The organism is Arenimonas malthae CC-JY-1, from assembly GCF_000747075.1.
Taxonomy (GTDB): Bacteria; Pseudomonadota; Gammaproteobacteria; order Xanthomonadales; family Xanthomonadaceae; genus Arenimonas; species Arenimonas malthae.
Window position 1 is genome coordinate 46,811 of the sequence record NZ_AVCH01000150.1, and the last position, 20,320, is coordinate 67,130.

The following is a 20,320-nucleotide window of genomic DNA, read 5'->3' on the forward strand; positions in this document are numbered from 1 at the left end:
AAGTTGACCAGCGTCTGCACTCGCGTGGTCTTTGGTGGCCCTGCGAGGGTCAGGCACCTCGATGGACCTGGCTCTAGGCGCGTGTAACAGCCCCGGACATTCTGGCTGGACGGAAGCGGTATTCGTTTTCAGGGCCCTCCCGCCGCCGGAGAGCCGGCCCCGCGCCCAAGCACATAGTCTGTGCAATCCGTACAAACTATGGAGTCCTGCCCAGGAGGGGGTGGCCCCGGCGGGGCTTGCCCGGGTCGCCATGGCTGTGCATACTGTGCATATCACAGCAGCACAGTTAGCGCGTGCCCATGGAACTGTTCCTCTCGGCCAGCGACCCGCGGCCGATGTACCAGCAGATCGTCGACCAGGTCACCGCCAAGGTGATGGCCGGCGACTGGGCGCCCGGGCAGTCGCTGCCTTCGATCCGTGAACTGGCCGCGGCCAGCCGGGTCAGCGTCATCACCGTGCGCCGCGCCTACGAGGACCTCGAGCGCGCCGGCGTCATCGCCACCCGCCAGGGCAAGGGCTCGGTGGTCGCCGAACGCAGCGACCTGCCGACGGCGCTGATGCACGACGAACTGCGGCGCCAGCTCGAGGCGCTGCTCGCCATCGCCGCCCGGCTCGGACTGACCCGCGCCGACCTGCAGCGGCTGCTCGACCAGGCCGACGACCCCGCGGCCGACCCCGGAACCCCGAAAGGACCCCTGCCATGACTCCCGCCTTTTCCCTGGCCGGCATCAGCAAGCACTACCCGGACTTTTCGCTCCGGGACGTGTCGCTCACCCTTCCCGAAGGCCAGGTCATGGGCCTGGTCGGCGTGAACGGCGCCGGCAAGACCACCCTGATGCGCCTGCTCACCGGCCTGGCCGCGCCCGACGCCGGCGAGGTGACGGTGCTGGGCCACCGCCTGCCCGGCGAACAGGTGGCCGCGAAGGCCGACATCGGCTACGCCTCCGAGGACATGCGCCTGTACCGCGGCCAGAGCCTGCGCTGGCACATCGAACTCGTGCGCCGCATCTACCCGGGCTGGGACGAGTCCTACGCCGCCGAGCTGGTGCAGCGCTTCGACCTGCGCCCCGACCAGGCCGTGGGCGGCTTCTCGCACGGCCAGCGGGTGAAGTCGCTGCTGCTGCTGTGCCTGGCGCGCCGGCCGCGGCTGCTGCTGCTCGACGAACCCACCACCGGCCTCGACCCGGTGGCCCGCATCGAAGTGCTCGAAGCGCTGGCCGACGTGCTGCGCGACGAACGCCGCAGCGTGCTGTTCTCGTCGCACAACACGCACGACGTCGAGCAGCTCGCCGACACCATCACCTTCCTGCACCAGGGCCGGCTGGTGGCTTCGGCGGACAAACACGCCTTCCTCGAAAACTGGCGGCGCCTGGTCTGCCAGGGCCCGCTGCCCGCGGACCTGGCGGACTGGCCGGACATCGCCAGCGTGCGCGCCAACGGCAGCCTGGTCGAGATCAAGGCGCGCGCCTGGCGCGACGACCTGCCGGCGCGACTGTCGGCGCGGGGCCTGCAGGTGCAGCGCACCGACCCGATGAGCCTGGAGGACATCTTCATCACCGCCGTGCGTTCGGGAGCCGTGGCATGAAACTCAACACGCCTGTCATCCGCCTGCTGGTCGCCAAGGACTGGCAGCTGTTCCAGAAGCAGCTGGCCTTCTACGTGCTGGCCGGCATCGTCGCCCTGTGTTTCCTGGGGCTGGCGAAGCCGTGGGCCTTCTACGTCGGTTCGCTGATGCTGATCATCGTGCTGGTGTCGGTCGCCTGCTTTTCCATCGGCACCTCGCTGATGGCCGAGCGCAAGGAGCAGACCCTGGCCTTCGTGATGAGCCTGCCGGTGTCGCCGCTCGACTTCACGGTGTCCAAGCTGGCGGGCAACCTGCTCACCTTCGCGGTGCCCTTCCTGGTGATCCTGGCCGGCACGCTGGCCACGGTGCTGCTGACGCCGCTGCCCGACGGCCTGGTCGTGTACGCGCTGCTGGTGTTCGCCTACATCGCGTTCGCCTACGCCGTGTCGCTGGCCGTGGTGATGTCGGTGGAATCGGAGGGCTGGGGTACCTTCGCCATGATCGGCACGATGGTGCTGATCAATCCCTACCTGATGGCGCTGGGGCAGGTGCCGGAGATCCAGGGCCGCATCGAGCAGGACGCGATCGCCTGGTCCCCGCCCGCGGTGCTGATCCTGGCCACGCTGGCGGGGCTGTCGGTGGGGGTGCTCGGCGCGACCGCCTGGCACCACGCGCGCAAGGCGGCCTTCTATTGAACGCCCCGCACGTCCCCGCCGTGGACGCGCGCCTGCACTACATGGACCACCTGCGCGCGCTGGCCATGCTGGCGGGCGTGCTGTTCCACGCGGCGCTGGCCTACAGCCCGCTGATGCAGCCGTGGTTTCCCACCGCCGACCGCCAGGCCAGTCCGTGGGTGGATGCCTTGGCCTGGGGCCTGCACCTGGTGCGCATGCCGCTGTTCTTCGTGGTCGCGGGCTTCTTCGCCGCGTGGGTGGTCGCGCGCCGCGGCCAGGCGGCGTTGCTGCGCCAGCGCGTTCGCCGCATCGCCGTGCCCTTCGTGCTGGCCTGGCCGCTGGTGATGGCGGCGCTGGCCGGCAGCACGGTGTGGGCGGCGCTGAACGTCGAACACCCGTCGCCGATGCTGGCCATGCTGCGCGAACACATGCAAAGCCCGGATGCCGCGCCGGCGCCGCTGTCCACCGGCCACCTGTGGTTCCTGTACTACCTGCTGCTGTTCACCGTGCTGCACTGGGTGCTGCGCACGCTGGACCTGGGCCGCTTCGCGCCGGCGCTGATGCGGCGTTCGCCGGCCTGGCTGCTGGCCGGCCTGCCGCTGCTGCTGGTGCCGGCGCTGGCGTCGGTGAGCGCCCCGCATCCGGCGCCGGAAGGATTCCTCCCGCAGTTCTGGGCGATCGGATTCTACGGCGCCTTCTTCGCCTTCGGCGCGCTGCTGCACGCGGCGCCGGACTGGCTGGCGCGGGTGCAACCGTGGTTGCCGCGGCTGGCGCTCGCCTGCGCGGTGTTCTACGTGCTGTTCCTGTGGTGCCTGGGCGTCGAACCGCCGGGCCCGGAGCGCCTGACCGCGTCCTGGGGCGTGGCCGCGCTCGAAGCCGGCCTCAGCGCCTGGCTCACCGTGCTGTGCCTGGGGCTGGGCCAGCGTTTCCTCGACCGGCCCAACCCGCTGATGCGCTACCTGGCGCAGTCGTCCTACTTCACCTACCTGCTGCACCTGCCGCTGCTGTTCGCGCTGCAGTACCTGCTGATGGACCTGGACTGGGCCTGGCCGCTGAAATTCGCGCTCGCCAGCGCCGGCACGCTCGCCGGCTGCCTGCTGGCCTACCAGGCGCTGGTGAGGCACACGCCGCTGCGCCGCTTCGTCGGCTAGGGCCGCGCAGGCGGCGCCGGCTCCACTATGCTGGCGGCCATGCCGCCCGCTTCCCCGCCCCAACCCGAACAGCTCGCCACGCCCCTGGCCTGGCTCGACGCCGAAGGCCGGCTGCAGGGCTGCAACCCGGCTTTCGCCAGCTGGCTGGGCATCAGCGCGCGGCGCCTGCAGGGCCTGGCGCTGGCCGAACTCGATGCCGAAGCCGGGCGCCTGGCCGAACTGCTGCCGCGCCTGCCGGAGTCGGGCGAGGCGCTGCGCGTGCGGCGCGCGCGCCTGGCCTTCCCGGGTGCCGGCGAACACTTCGCCGACCTGTGGCTGGCGCGCGGAGAAGACGGCGGCGTGCGGGTGGAAGCGCACCCGGCCGATGAATTCCCCGGCGAAGATCCCGCCACCGCGCTGCCGGCCGCGCTGTCCGCCGCGCTCAAGGGCCTGGCGCACGAGATCCGCAATCCGCTGGCGGGCATGAAGGGCGCCGCGCAGCTGCTGGCGCGCCGCGTGGAAGGCGACGATGCGCGCGAGCTGGTCGGGCTCATCGGTTCGGAAGTGGACCGGCTCGCCGCGCTCGTCGAGCGCCTGATGAACCCGGCGCCGCCGCGCGCGTTCGCGCCCACCAACATCCACGCCGTGCTCGAACGCGTGCGCCAGCTGGCGGAAGTGGAAGCCGGCTGGGCGGTGAAGCTGGTGCGCGATTTCGATCCCTCGCTGCCGGAATTCCCCGGCGACGCCGACCGGCTGGTGCAGGCGCTGTGGAACCTGGTGCGCAACGCGCTCGAATCGGGCGCCTCGCAGGTGCAGCTGCGCACCCGCGCCGAGCACCACGTGCTGATCGGCGACCGCGCGCACCGCCTGGCCGTGCGCGTGGACATCGCCGACGACGGCCGCGGCGTGCCCGAGGACCTGGCCGAACGCATCTTCCTGCCGCTGGTGTCGGGCCGCGCCGAAGGCACGGGCCTCGGCCTGCCGCTGGCCCAGCAGGTGGCGCGCGAGCACGGCGGTTCGCTGGGCTACCGCTCGCGGCCGGGGCACACCGTGTTCACGCTGCTGATCCCGGTGCCCGACGGCGACGACGAGGCGCCCGCGCCCGAGGCCTGATCAGCCGAAGGCGAAGGCCAGCCGTTCGCGGTCGCGCAGCCACACCGCCTGGCGCGGCTGCACCGCCAGCCACCAGGTCTGCGGCGCGCCCACCGGCGACTTCGACGCGAAACCCTTTGGCGTGAGCAGCGCGATGCAGGCGCCGCGAGCCGGGTCGCGCACCGAGTCGTAGCGGATCGCGCCCACCGGCGCGTCGCGCGCCACGCGGGCCAGCGCCTGCGTGGCGGTGTAGTCGTCGGGCGCGGTCCAGCGTGCGGCCTCGGCGTCGAAGGGCGGCGCGCGCAGGTCGAGCGCGGTGGTGCGGATGGACGCCAGGAAGGCCGTGTGCGCGATGGCGTCGAGGCGTTCGAGCGCCGGCGAATCGCGCAGGAAGCGCCAGCGCCAATAACCCAGCTCGGCGCAGGCGGTGGCCAGCGCGTCGGCGCCGTAGAACACGCCCGGTTCGCCGGCGGCGCGGAAACGCGAACCGCGCGGCAGCGGCGGGTAACGGAAAGGCGTCGCCAGCAGGTAGTGCAGGCCTTTCGCGGCGGCCGGCAGCGGCGGCTTGGCGGCTTCGAGCAGGTCCTCGAGCAGGCGCTGTTCGGCCACGTCGTCCACCAGCTTCATGGTCGACACCACGTGCTGCGCCTCGACCAAGCGCCAGGCCCGGCCCTGCCAGGGGCGGGCCTCAGCCGCGAGCGCGGTGGGCGTCCAGGTAGTCGGTGACATGCACGAGGCCGCGCGGGCCGAGGATGAGGTCGCGGGGGCGGCCGCCCAGGCCCAGGTTCTCGCCTTCCAGCCAGGCGCGCGCGGCCTCCGGCGTGCCCACGATGGAATCGAGCGACCGGAACAGGCGCAGCAGCAGAAGCGCCAGTTCGCCGGCCTTGCTGGCGGGGTCGAGCCGGTAGCGGCCCTGGTAGAGGCGGGTGACCGTGGCCTGGCTCAGGCCCAGGATGCGGCCCAGCGCCACCTTGGGCAGGCCCAGGTGGTCGGCGGCGCGGGTGACGGCCTTGGCCAGCACGGCGGCCGGGTCGGGCGAGGGGGTTTCGAGGGCGGGCTGGCGCATGGCTCCTCCTTTCCAAGGCAATACTGCGCGCATGGAATTGCACATGCAAGATTTTTGCTGATCCGAAAACAAGAATAGTTTTTCCCTGGTAAAAGCAAAGGTTGATCGGCCATTGTTGTTCCCTCAGCGGAACAATACCGGCTCCGGCACCTTCTGACCCGAGCTATGCTTACGCCAATCAAGCCGCAGTCGGCGAAGCCGCTGCCTACTTCCGCTTTGGACCGGACGTTATGCCCCACCTTGCTTCCTCCCCCCTATTGCGTCGTGACCTTAGGGCGCAGGCAGATCGTTGCTGCGGTGCTCACTTTGCATAGGCGCTAAGTGCCAGTCGTTGACTTGCCTAGGGCGAGAGTAGCCGACGGTCCAGCAAATCTAGCAGCAGGTCGACCACTTCTTGGGCAGAAACTACCCATTCCTCGTCGTCGCCTGGGTAGGGCTCCTGCAACGGGTCCTCCTTGCCACCATGGAATAAGTTGTTACGCACGCGCCGCATGGCAACCACCATTGCTAAGGCGTCGTTGTGTGGCAAAGGGCTGTCCTCGTAGCTCACGCTCCTACTGCCGTCGGCCGCGATTTGGAGGAACTGCACCTTCGGTCGATTGCGGCCTCCGCCAAGAAGTTTGACGCGAGTTGGCGTGGACACTCGATCAAGGAAGTGCTCCGGCCGCAACTCAGCCACCACGCGATCGAACAAAGGCCAATCCACCTTTGCCTTCACGCGCTGGTTGCCTCGTGCGTTGCCATCACCTGTAAGAAAGCCCGCCGGGCCCTTTAGGCTGAACTCCAGCATCCCGAAGGCGCGAAGTAGGGCGAATGCTCTGGCATCTGAGACGGGCATAGCTAAATCGTAGCCGATTGGTTCGTTGGGGCGCTTCGCGGAGTCGATGACGCCTCTTTAGGGTCGGCGCCGCCAAAGTGCTGGGCTCCTAGTGCCCCAACTCGACCCCGCGATCTCTCGCTCTCCCGGAATCAATGACGAGGTGCTTCTTCCTATTAGCCCTCAGCCAAATTTCAAAGCGCGATACCGTAGGTTAGAACTTGATAAGTGTTCGAGAAGCCGTCCAATACGAAGCGGACAGGGGTGCCGGCTCCATCAAGCAGAACGTCATGCCCGCCGACCACAGGACCCTTCGAATTCCAGGTGCAATTACGACGTACCAGCTCGTACACGTCCAGTGGGCCAATCGCGGGAAATCGGGTTCGAAATCCACCCGACGTCACGAAGTGGTGGATAGGAGAGCCGTCCACGCGGGCCCCGACGTGAGGGTGTCGCGGGTGAATGCTGATCAGCCCAAAAACGGCAGCGCCGGGGTCTCGATCCTCCACGAATCGCCAGAATGTTGATGTAAGTGTATTGCCGAAGCGATTCTTCAGCGCCGAGATGCTCTTGAAGGATGGGTTGTAGTCCCTGGCTTCCCTGGAAAACTGGTTGCCGAGGAAAAGCAGCTTTCCGGCACCAAAATTTGCCTCTGCTTCGATGGTCTCATGGCATGTAGGATCCAGCGTCATCTCGTCGTCACCGAGTAGAAAATCCGCGTGCCAAGGAATGAAGCTGTGGGTGATTTCGTGCGCCTCGATCCAGCGATGTTTCGGTTTCGGAACCTCTTGGTCAATGAAAATCTGTCGATTGTCTGGCATCCAGAGGCCGCTTAACTTTGCCTTCTTCACGACGTCGAGCAATAGCGAAGGACGAGCGGCCAGTTGTTTTCCGGCTACTCGAATACGATGCGCAAACTCAGTGAGCGGGCCGACATCAGTCGAAGAGTAGTAGGTGAGATCCAGGGCAAGCAGCTGCCGGACTTGCGGAAGGCTCAGTGGCGGCTCGGGATTCCCAAGATCTTTGAGAATCCTATCGACAAGCTTGTCGATTTCTCGCTGCTCTTGATTGCCGACAAGCTCTTTCAATTCTTCAGATCCTCGCCTTGTCCTTCAAAAACGCCACGAAGCTCATCAGCATCTTCTGTTCTTCTGATGTTAGTGCGCCCAAGTCGTCCGAATATGCAGCGAATTTGTAGGCGGCCTCCTCCAGCGCATGATCTTTGGATCTAGCGGCACCGGCCAATTTCATTACCTCTTTGCTTGGAAGATCAAACTCTTTGGCAATGCATACAATAGTTCGAGGGCGAGCTCGATATGAAGAATCATGCTCAATCAATCGAACCTCGTCTTCGTCGATGGCCAACTTCCTCGCCAACTGGCCAACCGTAAGGCCTTTACTTCTACGCTCAAGCCTCACCAGCGTGCCAAAAGCAATGGTGATTGGAAGCTCCTCTTCTCGGTACTCAAGCGGGGAAACCGGACCTGCCATGAAGTCCAAATCCCCAGCTCTCTCAATGTTTCGCCTGTACCAGCTTGCGTCCAGGACTCGTCTCTCAGCCATTTCTTCCTCCTGAGTTAGCGGCTCAGGAACTCATCGGCGCGTGCAGCCGAGAGCTCGTAATAGTTAAGGTCGTCGTATTTCTCGTCGGGGCCCATGTTCTCCATCAGGCACCTCTGGGAGTAGAAAGCGTTCGCTTTCGGAAGTGCGTGCAATCCCACGCGGCCATCGAAGCCCTCTTCGAAGCTGAGATTGATTGCTTCCGCCATCATCACCGTGCCGACGCCGCGGTAAAGCGGTTGAGGGACCAGTCTTTCCCTGTTCCAAGGAGCGGTAGCCAAAATGTCGACATAGACGAGGTGGTCGTCCGCGCTTTCTGGCAAGCGGCACCGGCGAAGCAGATCCACAAACATCAGCCCTTGAGTTCGCCCATCGCATCGAAGGGCAAAAGAGCGCCACCGGAGCTCGGTTCGGGCCTGGTGCTTCTTCGCCCACTCCCAACCAGCGTCCTCGATGTTCGCATCTCCGAGCGCCTGGAGCGTGAGCTGCCCACTCGCTCTCAGCTGCTGGACGCGCGCGTCTATCACCGGCATCCACAGCTTCTGGTAGTCGGCGATATCTTGCGCTTCGATCGGCGACAGTTCGGCGTCTTCGAACTGGCCTGTCTGCCGGTTGAAAAGCTGAATCACGAGCGAACGAACTCAGATCAGCATTAGCTCAGCCTTTTCCTTGCTGCGCTCATTCTCAAAAAAAAGCTTCTCGCCACGCTGCTGGCGGCTATCGACAGTCTGATAAAGGCGCAGGGCCTGCCTCAGCACACCAACCTTGGTGAGGGAGCGTTGCGCCGAAAGGGCCTCCAGGACGCTCATTTCTGCGTCCGAGAGGACAACCGTTAATGCGCGCTTAGATGCGGTGTTCATGCGGGTCTCCTTGGGTGGGGCAGTCCGAGAGTATAGCGTTTATGACCAGATTGTCAATAGGAACAGGCTATTTGCGCAACAGTTACACACCAGTTGCAATACCAAATCCGTGGATTTACTATACATCCACCGTGAGCCTTCCGCCTCCCGGATATGGAGAACGTGTAATGCACAACGAAAACGCAAAGAATCCCGAGCTGTTTGTCGACAACGAGCCCTATCAATGGCCCGAGGGCATCATCACTGAGGCGCAGCTGCGACAGCTCGCCTCGGTGCCGGCGGGGGTGAGCATCTTTCAGAAGGTCCCTGGGAGGCCCGACAGGGAGGTGCTTCCGGGCACCACTGTCGATCTCAGTCGCCCTGGCCCGGAGCGTTTCTCCACCCAGGCCGTCGGGTCACAGGCAGGCTGACTATGGGCCTGCTCCTCGACGTCGATTACGAGCATCTCGTCGAACAGGGGGTCCTGTTCGACGAAGATGAGCGCACCCGCCACTTGGTTTTCAAGGAGCTAGCGCTGCCTCGGGATCTGTACCAGGTCGACACGTGCGAGGTGCTCGTACTTATCCCCGTCAGCTATAACCAGTCGGGGAACGATATGTTCTGGACTCACCCGCGACTCGTCCGCAGGGACGGGGTGCAAATTCCCAACACATCAAATGCCGGCGCCAGCGAGAACCACATGCGAGATGGACGCGAGTACTGCAGGTGGTCGCGGCATTGGCCAGAAGGAAGTCGCAGTGCGTGGCGAAGTGGGAAGGACGATGTTTCCTCGATCCTCCGAAGAATTGACTGGGCGCTCAGGAATCCAAATACATGATGGATGGACCGCGAATTACTTTGTTGTCTAGTCTGGACGCTAAGCTCCGATCATTCCTAGAGGCGGATCCTAGGGGGAATGAGCGGGCCGCGATGGTCCTTTTCCAACGGCATCACTTCGTCGTACCTGACCTCGCAGTTTCTGACAGGTACGTGGCTGTGGACGTCATACCCATGGAAGAGCCCTGGGTAACCGGAAGTTCGCCAACTCACGTCTCGTTCAATTTAGGTCCTCTCCGTGAGATTCTTCGTCGGTGTGAGGAAGACGGCTTGGCCTTAGGCTTCGCGCACAATCATCCAACTGGCTACGAGGCGTTCTCCGAGATTGACTCTGCCAATGAGCGTGCACTATTGGAGGCGCTGAGCAATAGGAACGGTGGCCACGTCAATCTGGTCGCTCTTCTGCTAGCGAACGGCACGTGGAAGGGCCGAGTTCGCTCCTCCTCCGCGCCAAACTTTCCCGTGCCGGCTCGCCACATCGCAATCATCGGAAGCCGAATTCAGCTGGGTTCATTTGCGCAGCAGGACACAACTGGGTTCCGATCTCGCCAAGCCGCCGCGTTTGGTCAGCCTTTCGTTGAAGCACTCGCATCCCTTCGAGTTGGCGTCATTGGCGCAAGTGGTACTGGTAGCCCAGTCATCACTCTTCTCGCACGAGCCGGCGTGGGGGAGATCCTAATAATCGACAACGATTGCTTGGATGAAACCAATCTTAACCGTGTACGCGGTGCTCGCAAGAGTGACGTCGGTGAGTACAAGGCTGATGTGCTTGCAAGATTCGTGGACGCTTTGGGGCTTCCAGTGAAAACTGCCTCGATGCAATCTCTAATTGACGTAAGTCCCGATGCGGTCGATGCCCTATCAACATGTGACGTCGTCTTCGGCTGCACGGATGACCAGCTTGGCCGCCAGCTTCTAAACAGCGCCTTGTATGCTTTTGCGTTCCCATTGATCGACCTTGGACTTGGCGGTCATGTCACCGAGAAGGATGAAGATGCAGTCTTGAGAAGCCATTTCGGAAGAATAAGTGTGATTTTCCCGGAATTCGGGGAGTGCCTCTTCTGCCAGGGAGTGCTGCGCGAGGTTTGGATACGTCATCAAGAGGCTCTCCGTGAGAATCCCGCGCTGACCGAAGAGCAGGCACGCGAGCGATATCTCGAAGGAGGCGGCGAGGGCGCGCCTGGCGTAGGCCCGTTTACAAGCGCAACGGCAGATTTTGGGGTGGCAACACTCTTCGATCTTCTGAAGCCGTTTCGTAGGTTTCCTGCGGCCGTACGAAAAGATCAGTTCTTCATCGACTTCGTCAATATGGAAATAAACAGCAGAGGGCAAAAGGGAGATTTTGACTGTCCATACTGTGGCGCGCACGAATTCACGAATCTTAATAGCAGCCATAGGCTCGGAAGGCCTTCACTAGGGCGCAGGACAGTCCATGTTTGATTGGCTGATTTCAAAGTTACGCGAGATCTTCTCCTGGGGCGAAGGGAAGCCTATCGCGCCGTCCACAACGCCAACCGCTAACTCAATCCGCTTCGAGTCCACGATCGTGCTTGAAAACCCGCCCAGCCCCGCGGAGATGAGGGTGGACACTGTTTACGTGGTTAGGGGTCATGAAAAGCTAAAATGGGCTCTGTTTTTTTGCCCTTGCCGGTGCGGAGTCGTCATCTGCCTGTCGCTTCAGTCGGTGCACGAGCCTCATTGGAGGCTTACAACCGGGGACCTTGGTCGGCCGACGCTTTTCCCTTCGGTATGGCGAGATCAAGGTTGCCTCAGTCACTTCTTCGTGAGAGATGGGCGCATTCACTGGGCTTTGGACAATGGAACGCCTCCGCCAAGCAGTCACATTCGCACTTTCGCGCCATGAGCGGCTAAGTCAGCAACAAGCCCCGTGTTGTAGCGAATCCAATACTAGCCTCCAAGCCAGATCGAAAATCCAGCCCATCAGCCTCAACTCCATCGCTGAAAATGACACCACCCTCTGGCATTAGAGAGCGGATTCGCAGGTGTTCCCCTGCCTCGATTTCCCCAAGCACTACGCTAGTCTTGCTCCAGCGACCTGGGAAAGGTTCCCGAACAGCGTACACCAGCCTTTTTGCTTCCCAAGGAAGCCCCATAGCCAGAAGAGTTTCTGCGGTGGACTGCATTTTCGCCCCCGATGTTGCTTTGGCACCAGTGAGAACACTGCGGAGCCAGCCGGTTGATCCCAGGCCGGTCGACACGATGATGCCGCTAGACGACTGCCGCTCATGCCGATCACCGTGGGTTATTTCGTAACGCGCCGAAGCATGGCCCCGCATGCCGACGAAGAAGTCGTTAACGGCTAGGAGCGTCTGGCCGTCCGTGAGCGACGCCATGGCCATTACAACCTCACGACTCTTTTCGCGTCCCGCCCAAAAGTCACCCAAGACGGTTGGCAAGTCGGAAACGCCAAACGGCAAGAGCACGCCGTCCCATCGATCTGGATCTGGGTTTATGGCCAATACCTTTTGACCATCCTGCAAGTATTTCAGCGTATTGGCCACCAGCCCGTCCTGGCCCAGCACGACAACTAATGCCGTCGGCGGGAACAGGAAGTTCGGCAGGAACGTTCGATCGAGCCGCTGCAGACGCCCCTGCGCCTGCAGCACTGCCTCAACTTGCCTGACAGCCACTGCGTAAACTTCGTCCTCGACCAGAAAGTCGCCGAAGTCCATCCCAAGGTGTTCAGCTTGGAATCGCGCCTGTTCGACCGTGTTGTAGCGGAGGACCAGTTCCTGGAGACGCGTCTTCCGCGTCACCAGGATGATCTTGCGATCGGACTCGTCCATGGCTTACCCGCCCTTCCGGGCCAACTGGCGGAGCACGTCCGGCGAGAAGTTGAACTCACCGATTTTCGCGGCGTTGTCGGCAAAGGTCTGGAAGCCGAGGGCCATCAGGGCCTCAGGGCTGGCCTGGCCCATCACCAACGCCTGGAGGGTCCTGGGGTCCAGGCCCTTCATCGCCTCAACCAGCACCTGAGCCCCATAGGCACGAACGTCAGCCTCGCGCTTCTGGTTCTCGGCCTGTAGCTGGACGAGCTCACCGTTCTTATGCTCCAGCGAGACCTTGCCGGCCAGCTCCTGGGTCTGGATCTGGTGCTTCTTCTCCAGGATCACCCGCTCGGATTCGACCTGGGTCTCGCGGACCTGCCGCTTCTTCTGCTCGACCACCAGTTCGCTACGCAGCTCACTCTCCTTGATCAGCTGCTCCTGCTCGATAGCAGCGTTGCGGCGGGTGTAGGTGGCGTCGTCGGCCTGCTTGAGGATCTGCTCCCGCATCGGCGCCTCCAGGGCTCGGGCGGTTTCAGGATTGGGCTTCACGGCCAGCAGGCCGAGGTCGCCGATCTCGATACCGAGGGTGGTGAGGCTGGCGGCCGCGGCCAAGCCTTGGCGGGCTGCCTTGGACAGCTGCTCGGTACCCTGGAGCAGCTGCTTCAGGTCCATCTCCTGCAGCAGGGCCCTGAACTGGGCTTTCACCGCGTTGAGCACTCGAATCGGCAGCCGCTGCGGGTCCTCGCTGGCGTACGCCCCAGTCGGAAGCAGGCTGTAGTCCTGCTGCTCGGCGAGCAGCTTGGGCTGCCCGACCCGGAAGCTGACCTGGCCCTGCAGCGTCACCGCCTGGAAGTCGCGAGTGATCTCTTCGAACATGAAGGGCACGTCCGACGCCGTGAGCGGAACGCTGACCAGCGTCGAGCGCGGCGCGAAGTAGAAGAAGGCCAGGCCGGTGCCTTCCCGGACGATGCGGCCGTTGCGGTACTGCAGCAAGTAGTGGCTGGGGGATGACTTGACGTAGCGAATGCCAAACATTGGGTCTCTCCTTGGAGGTCCCGGGCTGAAGCCGGGATGTAGGGGTCCGCACGACCCGGGTCATCCGGGTCGTGGGTGGCGTTACCTGAGATGCGGGGCGGCTTAGAGCCGGGCGGCGTTGGCCCTTTCGCGGACCTGGGCGAAGGTCCAGTCGTTCACGATCCGACCGTCCTCCCAGACCGTTATCAAGGCGTCGTCGAAACCCATCGGCTTCTCGACTTCAGCCAGGGACGCGGCCTCGGCCGGCACCGGTACCGTCTTGTAGGTGCCGTACTCCCGGTGCTTGAGCAGCGTCATGCGACCCCGCTTGCTCTGCTTGCCCTTGTCGGTCACGGGATCCTTGTAGACGTCGATCCACTTCCCGTCCACGCGGGCGGCCGAGCACTTGAGCGCGAACTTCTGGGTGTCGCGGTTCAACTGCTGCAGCAGGGCTCCGCCCATGCCGAAGGCCACGTTATCTGTGGCGTATCCGGCGCTGGTGACGCGCTCAAGGATGGCGCGGATCGAGTTCGGGTTGATGCCGTCGCCCTGGATCACGCGCACGTGGTTGAGCACCTTGTAGCCCTTGCCGTTGACGGTGTGGCCGAAAGCCTCGTCCAGCAGCTCCAGGCACTGGTGCACCACCGCGACCGGGTCGCCCGAGTCCGGCCGCACCACCACGGTCGCGCCCGAGGCGATCACTTCCTCGCGCAGGGTCTTGCCCCAGTGCTCGCGGATGGCGTGGAAGATGTCGTAGCTGTCCGAGACCACCGCGACGATGGCGCCGGGCTTGGCAAACTGCCGCAGCATGTTGCGGTAGGCCTCGACCTCGTTGGCGCGCCCCCAGCTGGTGATGGTGCTGTGCTCGGCGGCCGGAATCGAGAAGCCGGCCATTGGCTCGTGATAGTAGGCCTTCGCCGCCATCAGGCCCGACACGGTGTCGGTGCCCATGAAGTTCACCAGGTGCGCCGCGCCGCCCAGCGCGGCCGACTCCGCGCTGGACACGCCGCGGGCGCCGAAGTCGTGAAGCTTGAACGGCAGCTGGCCCTCCGGGTCGTCGCTGGTGCGCTCGAGGAACTGCCGGATGGTCTGCTTGGCGTGCCAGCTGATCGTGGCCACCGTGACCGGGTACCACAGGCGCAGCAGCAGGGTCTCGATGTAGGACGGCACCCAGTAGGCCTCCGGGTCGGTCGACTCGATGGTCACCAGGGCCTGGTGGGTCGGCACCACGCTGCCCTCGGGCACGGCACGGATGCGCACCGGCAGCAGGCCGCCGTGGGCGTCGACGATGTAGCGCCAGCCGGCTTCGTTGAAGGGCTCGCCGTGGGCGGCGAACAGGTCGCGGGCTTCGTCCACATCGCCGTGGGTGATGGGCTTGGCCAGGTATTCCTTCAGGATGGCCTGCAGGCCGAAGAACACCGTGCGGTCGTACAGGCCGCCGCGCGACTCGACGTAGAAGAACGTCGCATCGGTGTTGGGCGGGTACTGCAGCCAGTGGCTGGCCTTGTAGCTGTCGGTGTTGAGGAGGAGGTTATCGAGGCATCTCATGACGGAAGCTCCTTCGCGTCGGGGAAAGCCGGCGGTCTATCCGCCAGCGGGGAACGGCCGGGGGTCAGCCCCGGCCGAGGAAGAACTCGAGGATGTGCAGGTGGTCCTCGTACAGCTGCGGGCTCATCTCCAGGGCCTCGCTGACGGGAATCCACCGGGCCTTGTCGGCATCGTCGCCACCGCGCACCTCGGGCAGCTCGCCGGCCGGGAACTCAAAATGGTAGGCGTGGGTGATGGTGCGGCCGCGCTGGCTTCGCTCGGGGTGATCAAAGACGTGCTCGCCCTTGATCGAACCCTTGAGGACCGGGACCGGAATCTTAAGGCGGGTCTCCTCGCGCAGCTCACGCAGGCAGCTGTCGAGCAGCCCCTCACCCTGGCCTACGAACCCGCCCGGAAGCGCCCAAAGCCCCTTACCCGGCTCGGCACGGCGCCGGACCAGCAGGACGTGGCCCGAGTGCACCACGACGGCATCCGTGGTCACGAAGGTAGGCGGGTACGGGGCGTCCGCCCAGGCGGCGCGGTAGGTGTCGATGAACTGGTGCTCGGCCACCAACTGCTTGAATGCCGGGGAGTTCTTCCGGAAGGCATCCAGCATATCGAACACAGGCCCCGGGACGTTCGCCCGGATCAGCATCAGCCCGCCATGGGAGTTGAGCTGGTTCGCCTCGAAGAGGTACCGGCGCAGCTCGGTGGCCGACAGGGTCTCGGTATGGCGGACGTCCAGCAGATCCCACTGGGGGAACTCCTGGAGGTAGTAGCTCGAGGCGTCCTTGTCCTTGCCAACCAGGCCAATTCGGGCGTCAGTTGCGCCGCCGTCAGCCTTCACGGCCTCGGCCACGGTGCGCTGTACGGCGGCAATCCAGAGGCTCTCGTTATAGAGATGGTCCCGCAGGGGACGGATGATCAGCCGATCGCTGGCGTCTCCTAGCGCGGACTGGATCATCACGGCGCGCTCGGCGACAGTCCAAGGATTTCTGATGGTGCGGGGGGTGTCGGCGGAACCGACCAGAAAGATGACTTTGCGGGCCCGGCTCAGTGCGTAGCGGGCAACGGCAGCGTGGCCGTTATGGAAGGGCTCGAAACGCCCGATAAAAACTAGATAGTCGTAGTCCATGAGAATCCCTCACGGTGTGCAGTTGCCAGCGGTCTATCCGTCGGCTAACGCCAAATTTACGCCGTTCGTCAGCCAAGTCAATCATCCCTGGGCGATCAGACAGGAATCCTTCACGGCCAGGGGGTGCCTTAACGGCTGGTCACAGAGGCCTGTCAACTTCGAGCAAAAAAACCGCCGAAACTTTATTGCCCCGAGTGGAGCAAAGACCTCCGATACTGGCCGCAACGGTACTTGGCTGGAATGACATGTCCGAAGCGGAACCGGCGGGAATCTCAAGCGAACAACGCCTGCTATGCGAAGTGCTGCAAGCACGCTATGGCGCGATCCTGACCCTGGCCGAGTTGGGCGAGGTGCTTCGCTTTCCGTCTCACCAAGCGACCTCTAAAGCCCGGCGCCAGGGCCGGCTGCCCTTCCGAACCTTTCAGGTCCCGCATCGGCGGGGCTGGTTTGCCACTGCCGCCGACGTCGCAAACTACCTGACTTCCCTCGGGGCGACCCCAGGCAAGGAGAAAACGCACATGGGCCCTTAGCCAAATGAAGAAGCCCGGCTGGCCGGCCGGGCTTTTTCACAACTACGAGTCAGACTTTGGACGGTCCTGACTCTTCCGATCCTACTCCCCATTGACTCCATGTCAAGGGGCAACTCTGGCCGGGAGAAAGCGATGCTGAACATGCTCAGATTCGACCAGCAAGACGAGATTCTTGCCCACGCTGAGGAACTCGGTGTAAACGACCGAGGTGTGGCGTACATATCTAACGCCCTTACGGGCCCGTCCCGCGACGCCTCAAGCGGCGGCCTCAAGTCCTTCGGCGTTAACTACGCATCGCCCGTCGCGGGGCAGACCATTCAAGCAGACTCGATCACGGTGGAGCTGAAGTTCCTCCTCCGGGCTCACATGTGCGGTGAAACGCTTCTGTGCATCGACCAGCCCGGGCAAGTCAGCGTCTCTGGACGGTCCCCAAAGGGGCGAAAGACGCGCTTCCTTTACACGCCTGACTACTTGGTGATCTCCAGAAGCAGGATCTATGGCGTCGAATGCAAGTCCGAAGATTCCTTACGCGAGCTGGTGCGCAGCCGGCCGTTCGACTTTGAATTCGAACAGGGGAGATATCAATTCATACCAGCAGAGAACTACTTCAACGGTATGTGCATGTCGTTCGAGGTGTTCTCTGATGCCGAGGTCGGCCAGAAAGCGCTAGCGAACTACATGCTGATCTGCCCCATGCAGACCAATGGCTTTCTTGACGAGGGAACGAAAGAAGTCATACAGGAAGCTCGACTGCTACTTGAGAGAAAGCCGCAAACGCTCTCCGCCCTGATAAAGCGCCTCGGCCCCGAATCGGAAATGGCACTGCTTGTAGCCCTAGCCAACCGTGAGCTGTTTGGAACAATCGGCTCTACAAGTCTTAACAACCCAAATGGCTTCACTCTCTTCAATTCCGAGTCAGAAGCAAAAAGAGCGGATATCAGGGAGCTTGAGCGATCGGCACTCGAGATCGAATCAAGAGATGAACGGTGGAAAAACTCGGCTGCCTCACTATCTGCGGCCGACCTTCGGGGGGCGATTCGACGACTCAAAAGAATCACCCTAGTTGAGCGTGGCGAGATAAAGCCAAACAGCAATGACCGTCGGATTATCGCGATATACAAACAGAAGATCGATGCGGGCGCGGAACCAGAGCTGGCGGCAGCTACCAAATACGCTGCCTCGGGCCACAGAGGCTGTCGAATAGAAGATCAGATCAAAGTATTCAATTCGTACTACGAAGAACACATCGCGATACCAAGTCCGAAGTCGATCGCTGAGACGCATGGTATCTATAAGCAAGATATCGAGAAAATGGGTGGTGATCCGGCGAGCTATGAAAGCTTCCGCCAGTTCGTGAGGTCAAAAGACCCTGGAGAAACCGCCCTGAAGCAAAGCGGCCCTCGGGGACTCCAGTCGAAAACTCCGGTCGCAAGCATCGACAAGGCGAGGCCAGACGCTCTGGCAGCCGGAGAGGTTGTTCACGTCGACTCAAGTCCTGAGGACTGTCGTGTCTTCGAGGTTCTAGAGGGCGTTCTCTCCTTGGAGCGTCCTTCTATCGCTGTCGCTGTTTGCGAACGGACACAGCATCTCTTGGGGTTCGCGATCGCCTTTGGCAACGCCTCGCGGTTCCTGCTCGCTCTCCTGCTGCGCGACATCGTCAGGCGCTGGGGCTTCTATCCGCCATGGATCGCCAACGACGGCGGCCCGGAGCACAGAGCGAACATGTGGAAAAACGGCCTCGCGTGGAACCGGTGTTCCCTGATCAAGCGGCCCGGGGCTGCAGCACGAGCGGGTCAATGTGTCGAGTCCGCTATCAGAGCCATCAACTACGGCGTACCAAGAAAGCTGTCGGGCGCAACAAGAAATGACGAAGCCAATCGTAGTGCATCAAACTCAATGAAGAGTCGCGCGACTGCAGTGCACCAGTTCTCGGCCGTTCACGACATTCTCCAAGGGGAGTTTCGCGAATTCCTGGACACAACACCCAAATCCTTCGCACATAAATCGCCGAGGGAGTGGTTCTTGGAAGAACGGTTGCGTCGACCTGTTGGCTTCGCGGCAGACATCTCCCAGCCGATGACATTGATAGAGACTGCGGTTCCAATCGCTGTCCGAAAGATGGACATGGATATCACGAGGGGATTGCGCGTCGGTCTCCGAAACTACAGCTCATTGGCCCTCATTGAGTCCGCCAGATCGAATCGAACCTTTGAAGAGGTAAGGCTCGATCCAGAGGATCCATCGATCATCTACGTCAAGTTCGCAGATGGGTGGGTTACTGCAGACTCCCACGACGCAAACGAGCTCAGGGAGCTGACCGAGCTGGAGCGGCTCGTGGAGGGGATGCACTGCAACATTCGATGGGAAGAGAACAAGGAGATCCGCAGCAAAGGCCAGGCGACGCTGAACAGAAAGCTCGCTGAGCTCGAAGCCCGTGCCCGGTCTGTTGTCCCGACAAAGAATGAAGTGAACGGCGATCGACCTCCCGCGCCGTCCCGTGCAGATGACATCTTCGCAAGACTCTCGTCTGGAACAACCAAAAGGTTTCCTACCAATGAATGACCACGAGAGGAGGTTTCCTGTTCCCGAGATACTGCACACGAAGTACAAGGATGCTCTTGAGGTTGCGTACACCCACATCAACTACGCAGAGCCGGGAACCATGGTTCTGATCATAGGAATGTCCGGATCTGGCAAGGGAACCATTGCAAAAAAGATAAAGGGTCGGCTGCTGGACGCGAACCCAGAGGTATCCGAGTGGAACCGACCGATCATTGAGATCGTAGCGAAGAACGCTGAGAACTCGTACTACTCCTCCAAAGACACCGCCTCTAGACTGCTGAACCTACTAAAAGACCCCTTTCACTCCATCGACAGACAGGAGGTGCTGGCGGAGGTCGGCATAAAGGCCGGACCTGTGTCACATCGAGCGGTGCCGGAAGGCACTATCCGTCAGCAGCTGCATCGACTGCTTCTCGCGAAGAACGTCAAGTACATCATTGTTGACGAAGCCGACATGATGTGTGTTTCAAAGAAGTCTGGGCGCGACGAAGCGGACCACCTTGAAAGCTGGAGAGTACTCGCGCTGGATTCAGAGGCAATCGTGATCTTCTTAGCCGGCTTCCGAATGCTTCGCATTTGGGACCGAACCTCGCAGTTCACCCGAAAAATGCCAACGGTTCATGTCGACAGGTACTCACTAGGATCCGATGAGGATATCGAGAGCTTCGTGAGCCTGCTTCAGCAAATGAACGAGATCCATCAGGTCGGAGAATCTGAGTCCAGCCGAATTCTCAAGAACGCGGCGGCATTGATGACCGCGACGGGCGGAATATTCGGGCAACTAAAAGCGCTATACGAGCGCGCAGACGACCGCGCCAATGCTAAAGGGAGGGAGTCATTATCGCTGAATGACATCGTCTATGCATTGCCGAAGAAGAAGCAGGTGAAGCGTTTATGGGAGGAAATTGTCACGGGCGAAGAGGCGCTAGGGAGCGTCGACCTGGAAGACCTTACGCGCATGGCACTGAGAACACGAGAGAAGGAGCGAGCCAAAGAGAAGAAAAGGAGTGCAGCGAATACCGGGCATGAAATGGACACCCGGGAGGGCAAAAGACCGGCATCAAAATCACTCGCAGAGAGCGACAGCACTCAAAGTGGTAATGATGCAAATCTGGCCAAAGGGCGAGGAAAGAAAAAGCGCAGAACCAAGCCGAGCGCAAGGCGCATCGTGAGGCCCAGCTGAC

Annotated in this window: 23 protein-coding genes; 12 read left to right on the top strand and 11 right to left on the bottom strand. The window is 62.4% G+C overall.

What is annotated here, in order from left to right; translation table 11 throughout:
- Positions 1-299 precede the first annotated feature (299 nt).
- The 5 genes from N790_RS07045 to N790_RS07065 are packed head-to-tail and all read left to right on the top strand — an operon-like array spanning position 300 to position 4,481.
- Positions 300-704: a GntR family transcriptional regulator gene (locus N790_RS07045; RefSeq protein ID WP_052385760.1), complete on the top strand. Its 405-nt coding sequence runs from the start codon at positions 300-302 to the stop codon at positions 702-704.
- Complete coding sequence (locus N790_RS07050; protein ID WP_043802531.1) at positions 701-1,585, top strand: ABC transporter ATP-binding protein; 885 nt, start codon at positions 701-703, stop codon at positions 1,583-1,585. Before N790_RS07045 ends, N790_RS07050 begins: the two co-directional genes overlap by 4 nt.
- Positions 1,582-2,259: an ABC transporter permease gene (locus N790_RS07055; protein WP_043802533.1), complete on the top strand. Its 678-nt coding sequence runs from the start codon at positions 1,582-1,584 to the stop codon at positions 2,257-2,259. Before N790_RS07050 ends, N790_RS07055 begins: the two co-directional genes overlap by 4 nt.
- Positions 2,256-3,389 carry an acyltransferase family protein gene (locus N790_RS07060; RefSeq protein WP_156969979.1) on the top strand — a complete coding sequence of 378 codons (1,134 nt, stop codon included), beginning with the start codon at positions 2,256-2,258 and terminating at the stop codon, positions 3,387-3,389. Before N790_RS07055 ends, N790_RS07060 begins: the two co-directional genes overlap by 4 nt.
- A gap of 39 nt (positions 3,390-3,428) precedes the next feature.
- Positions 3,429-4,481, top strand: coding sequence for a two-component system sensor histidine kinase NtrB (locus N790_RS07065; RefSeq protein ID WP_043802536.1), 1,053 nt, complete (start codon positions 3,429-3,431; stop codon positions 4,479-4,481).
- Here N790_RS07065 and N790_RS07070 read toward each other — a convergent pair whose 3' ends face one another.
- From N790_RS07070 to N790_RS07095, 7 genes are all read right to left on the bottom strand, one after another.
- Positions 4,482-5,189, bottom strand: a complete 708-nt coding sequence (locus tag N790_RS07070) for an RES family NAD+ phosphorylase (RefSeq protein WP_211251964.1) — start codon at positions 5,187-5,189, stop codon at positions 4,482-4,484.
- Positions 5,149-5,526: an antitoxin Xre-like helix-turn-helix domain-containing protein gene (locus tag N790_RS07075; protein WP_043802539.1), complete on the bottom strand. Its 378-nt coding sequence runs from the start codon at positions 5,524-5,526 to the stop codon at positions 5,149-5,151. Before N790_RS07075 ends, N790_RS07070 begins: the two co-directional genes overlap by 41 nt.
- Positions 5,527-5,866: 340 nt before the next feature.
- Positions 5,867-6,316: a hypothetical protein gene (locus N790_RS07080; protein WP_043802576.1), complete on the bottom strand. Its 450-nt coding sequence runs from the start codon at positions 6,314-6,316 to the stop codon at positions 5,867-5,869.
- 221 nt (positions 6,317-6,537) lie between these two features.
- The gene (locus N790_RS15605) at positions 6,538-7,431 is read right to left on the bottom strand and encodes an ImmA/IrrE family metallo-endopeptidase (protein WP_084062740.1); all 894 of its coding nucleotides are present in this window, start codon (positions 7,429-7,431) and stop codon (positions 6,538-6,540) included.
- A 4-nt stretch (positions 7,432-7,435) separates the two neighbouring features.
- Entirely contained in the window at positions 7,436-7,906 is a 471-nt protein-coding gene (locus N790_RS15995) for a helix-turn-helix domain-containing protein (protein ID WP_043802542.1), read from the bottom strand.
- A 14-nt stretch (positions 7,907-7,920) separates the two neighbouring features.
- Positions 7,921-8,532: a hypothetical protein gene (locus N790_RS07090; RefSeq protein ID WP_043802544.1), complete on the bottom strand. Its 612-nt coding sequence runs from the start codon at positions 8,530-8,532 to the stop codon at positions 7,921-7,923.
- A gap of 12 nt (positions 8,533-8,544) precedes the next feature.
- A complete protein-coding gene (locus N790_RS07095; protein WP_043802545.1) occupies positions 8,545-8,763 on the bottom strand; it encodes a hypothetical protein in 219 nt (72 codons plus the stop codon).
- 167 nt (positions 8,764-8,930) lie between these two features.
- On the opposite strand from N790_RS07095, the gene N790_RS07100 reads away from it, so the two are divergent.
- The 4 genes from N790_RS07100 to N790_RS16870 all read left to right on the top strand — a co-directional run bounded on the left by N790_RS07100 (position 8,931) and on the right by N790_RS16870 (position 11,443).
- Positions 8,931-9,173: a multiubiquitin domain-containing protein gene (locus N790_RS07100; protein ID WP_043802548.1), complete on the top strand. Its 243-nt coding sequence runs from the start codon at positions 8,931-8,933 to the stop codon at positions 9,171-9,173.
- Positions 9,174-9,175: 2 nt separating this feature from the next.
- Positions 9,176-9,580: an E2/UBC family protein gene (locus N790_RS16865; RefSeq protein ID WP_084062742.1), complete on the top strand. Its 405-nt coding sequence runs from the start codon at positions 9,176-9,178 to the stop codon at positions 9,578-9,580.
- A 269-nt stretch (positions 9,581-9,849) separates the two neighbouring features.
- Positions 9,850-11,019, top strand: coding sequence for a HesA/MoeB/ThiF family protein (locus N790_RS15615; RefSeq protein WP_211251965.1), 1,170 nt, complete (start codon positions 9,850-9,852; stop codon positions 11,017-11,019).
- A 136-nt stretch (positions 11,020-11,155) separates the two neighbouring features.
- Entirely contained in the window at positions 11,156-11,443 is a 288-nt protein-coding gene (locus N790_RS16870) for a ubiquitination-like system serine protease family protein (RefSeq protein WP_425388026.1), read from the top strand.
- Positions 11,444-11,447: 4 nt separating this feature from the next.
- Here the strand turns inward: N790_RS16870 and N790_RS07105 are convergent, their stop codons facing one another.
- From N790_RS07105 to N790_RS07120, 4 genes are all read right to left on the bottom strand, one after another.
- On the bottom strand, positions 11,448-12,386 hold the full coding sequence (locus N790_RS07105) for a diacylglycerol kinase catalytic domain-containing protein (RefSeq protein ID WP_043802549.1): 939 nt from the start codon (positions 12,384-12,386) through the stop codon (positions 11,448-11,450).
- Between the two features lie 3 nt (positions 12,387-12,389).
- The gene (locus N790_RS07110) at positions 12,390-13,403 is read right to left on the bottom strand and encodes an SPFH domain-containing protein (protein WP_043802552.1); all 1,014 of its coding nucleotides are present in this window, start codon (positions 13,401-13,403) and stop codon (positions 12,390-12,392) included.
- Between the two features lie 102 nt (positions 13,404-13,505).
- Positions 13,506-14,930 (bottom strand): nicotinate phosphoribosyltransferase, encoded by a 1,425-nt coding sequence (locus tag N790_RS07115; protein WP_043802554.1) that lies wholly within the window; start codon positions 14,928-14,930, stop codon positions 13,506-13,508.
- A 64-nt stretch (positions 14,931-14,994) separates the two neighbouring features.
- The gene (locus N790_RS07120) at positions 14,995-16,050 is read right to left on the bottom strand and encodes a bifunctional nicotinamide-nucleotide adenylyltransferase/Nudix hydroxylase (RefSeq protein ID WP_156969980.1); all 1,056 of its coding nucleotides are present in this window, start codon (positions 16,048-16,050) and stop codon (positions 14,995-14,997) included.
- Positions 16,051-16,289: 239 nt separating this feature from the next.
- Here N790_RS07120 and N790_RS16000 point away from each other — a divergent pair, with 239 nt between their 5' ends.
- The 3 genes from N790_RS16000 to N790_RS15620 all read left to right on the top strand — a co-directional run bounded on the left by N790_RS16000 (position 16,290) and on the right by N790_RS15620 (position 20,319).
- Positions 16,290-16,574 (top strand): hypothetical protein, encoded by a 285-nt coding sequence (locus N790_RS16000; protein WP_156969981.1) that lies wholly within the window; start codon positions 16,290-16,292, stop codon positions 16,572-16,574.
- Positions 16,575-16,706: 132 nt separating this feature from the next.
- Positions 16,707-19,136: a hypothetical protein gene (locus N790_RS16005; protein ID WP_156969982.1), complete on the top strand. Its 2,430-nt coding sequence runs from the start codon at positions 16,707-16,709 to the stop codon at positions 19,134-19,136.
- Positions 19,129-20,319, top strand: a complete 1,191-nt coding sequence (locus N790_RS15620) for an AAA family ATPase (RefSeq protein WP_169742157.1) — start codon at positions 19,129-19,131, stop codon at positions 20,317-20,319. Before N790_RS16005 ends, N790_RS15620 begins: the two co-directional genes overlap by 8 nt.
- Position 20,320: the final 1 nt, after the last annotated feature.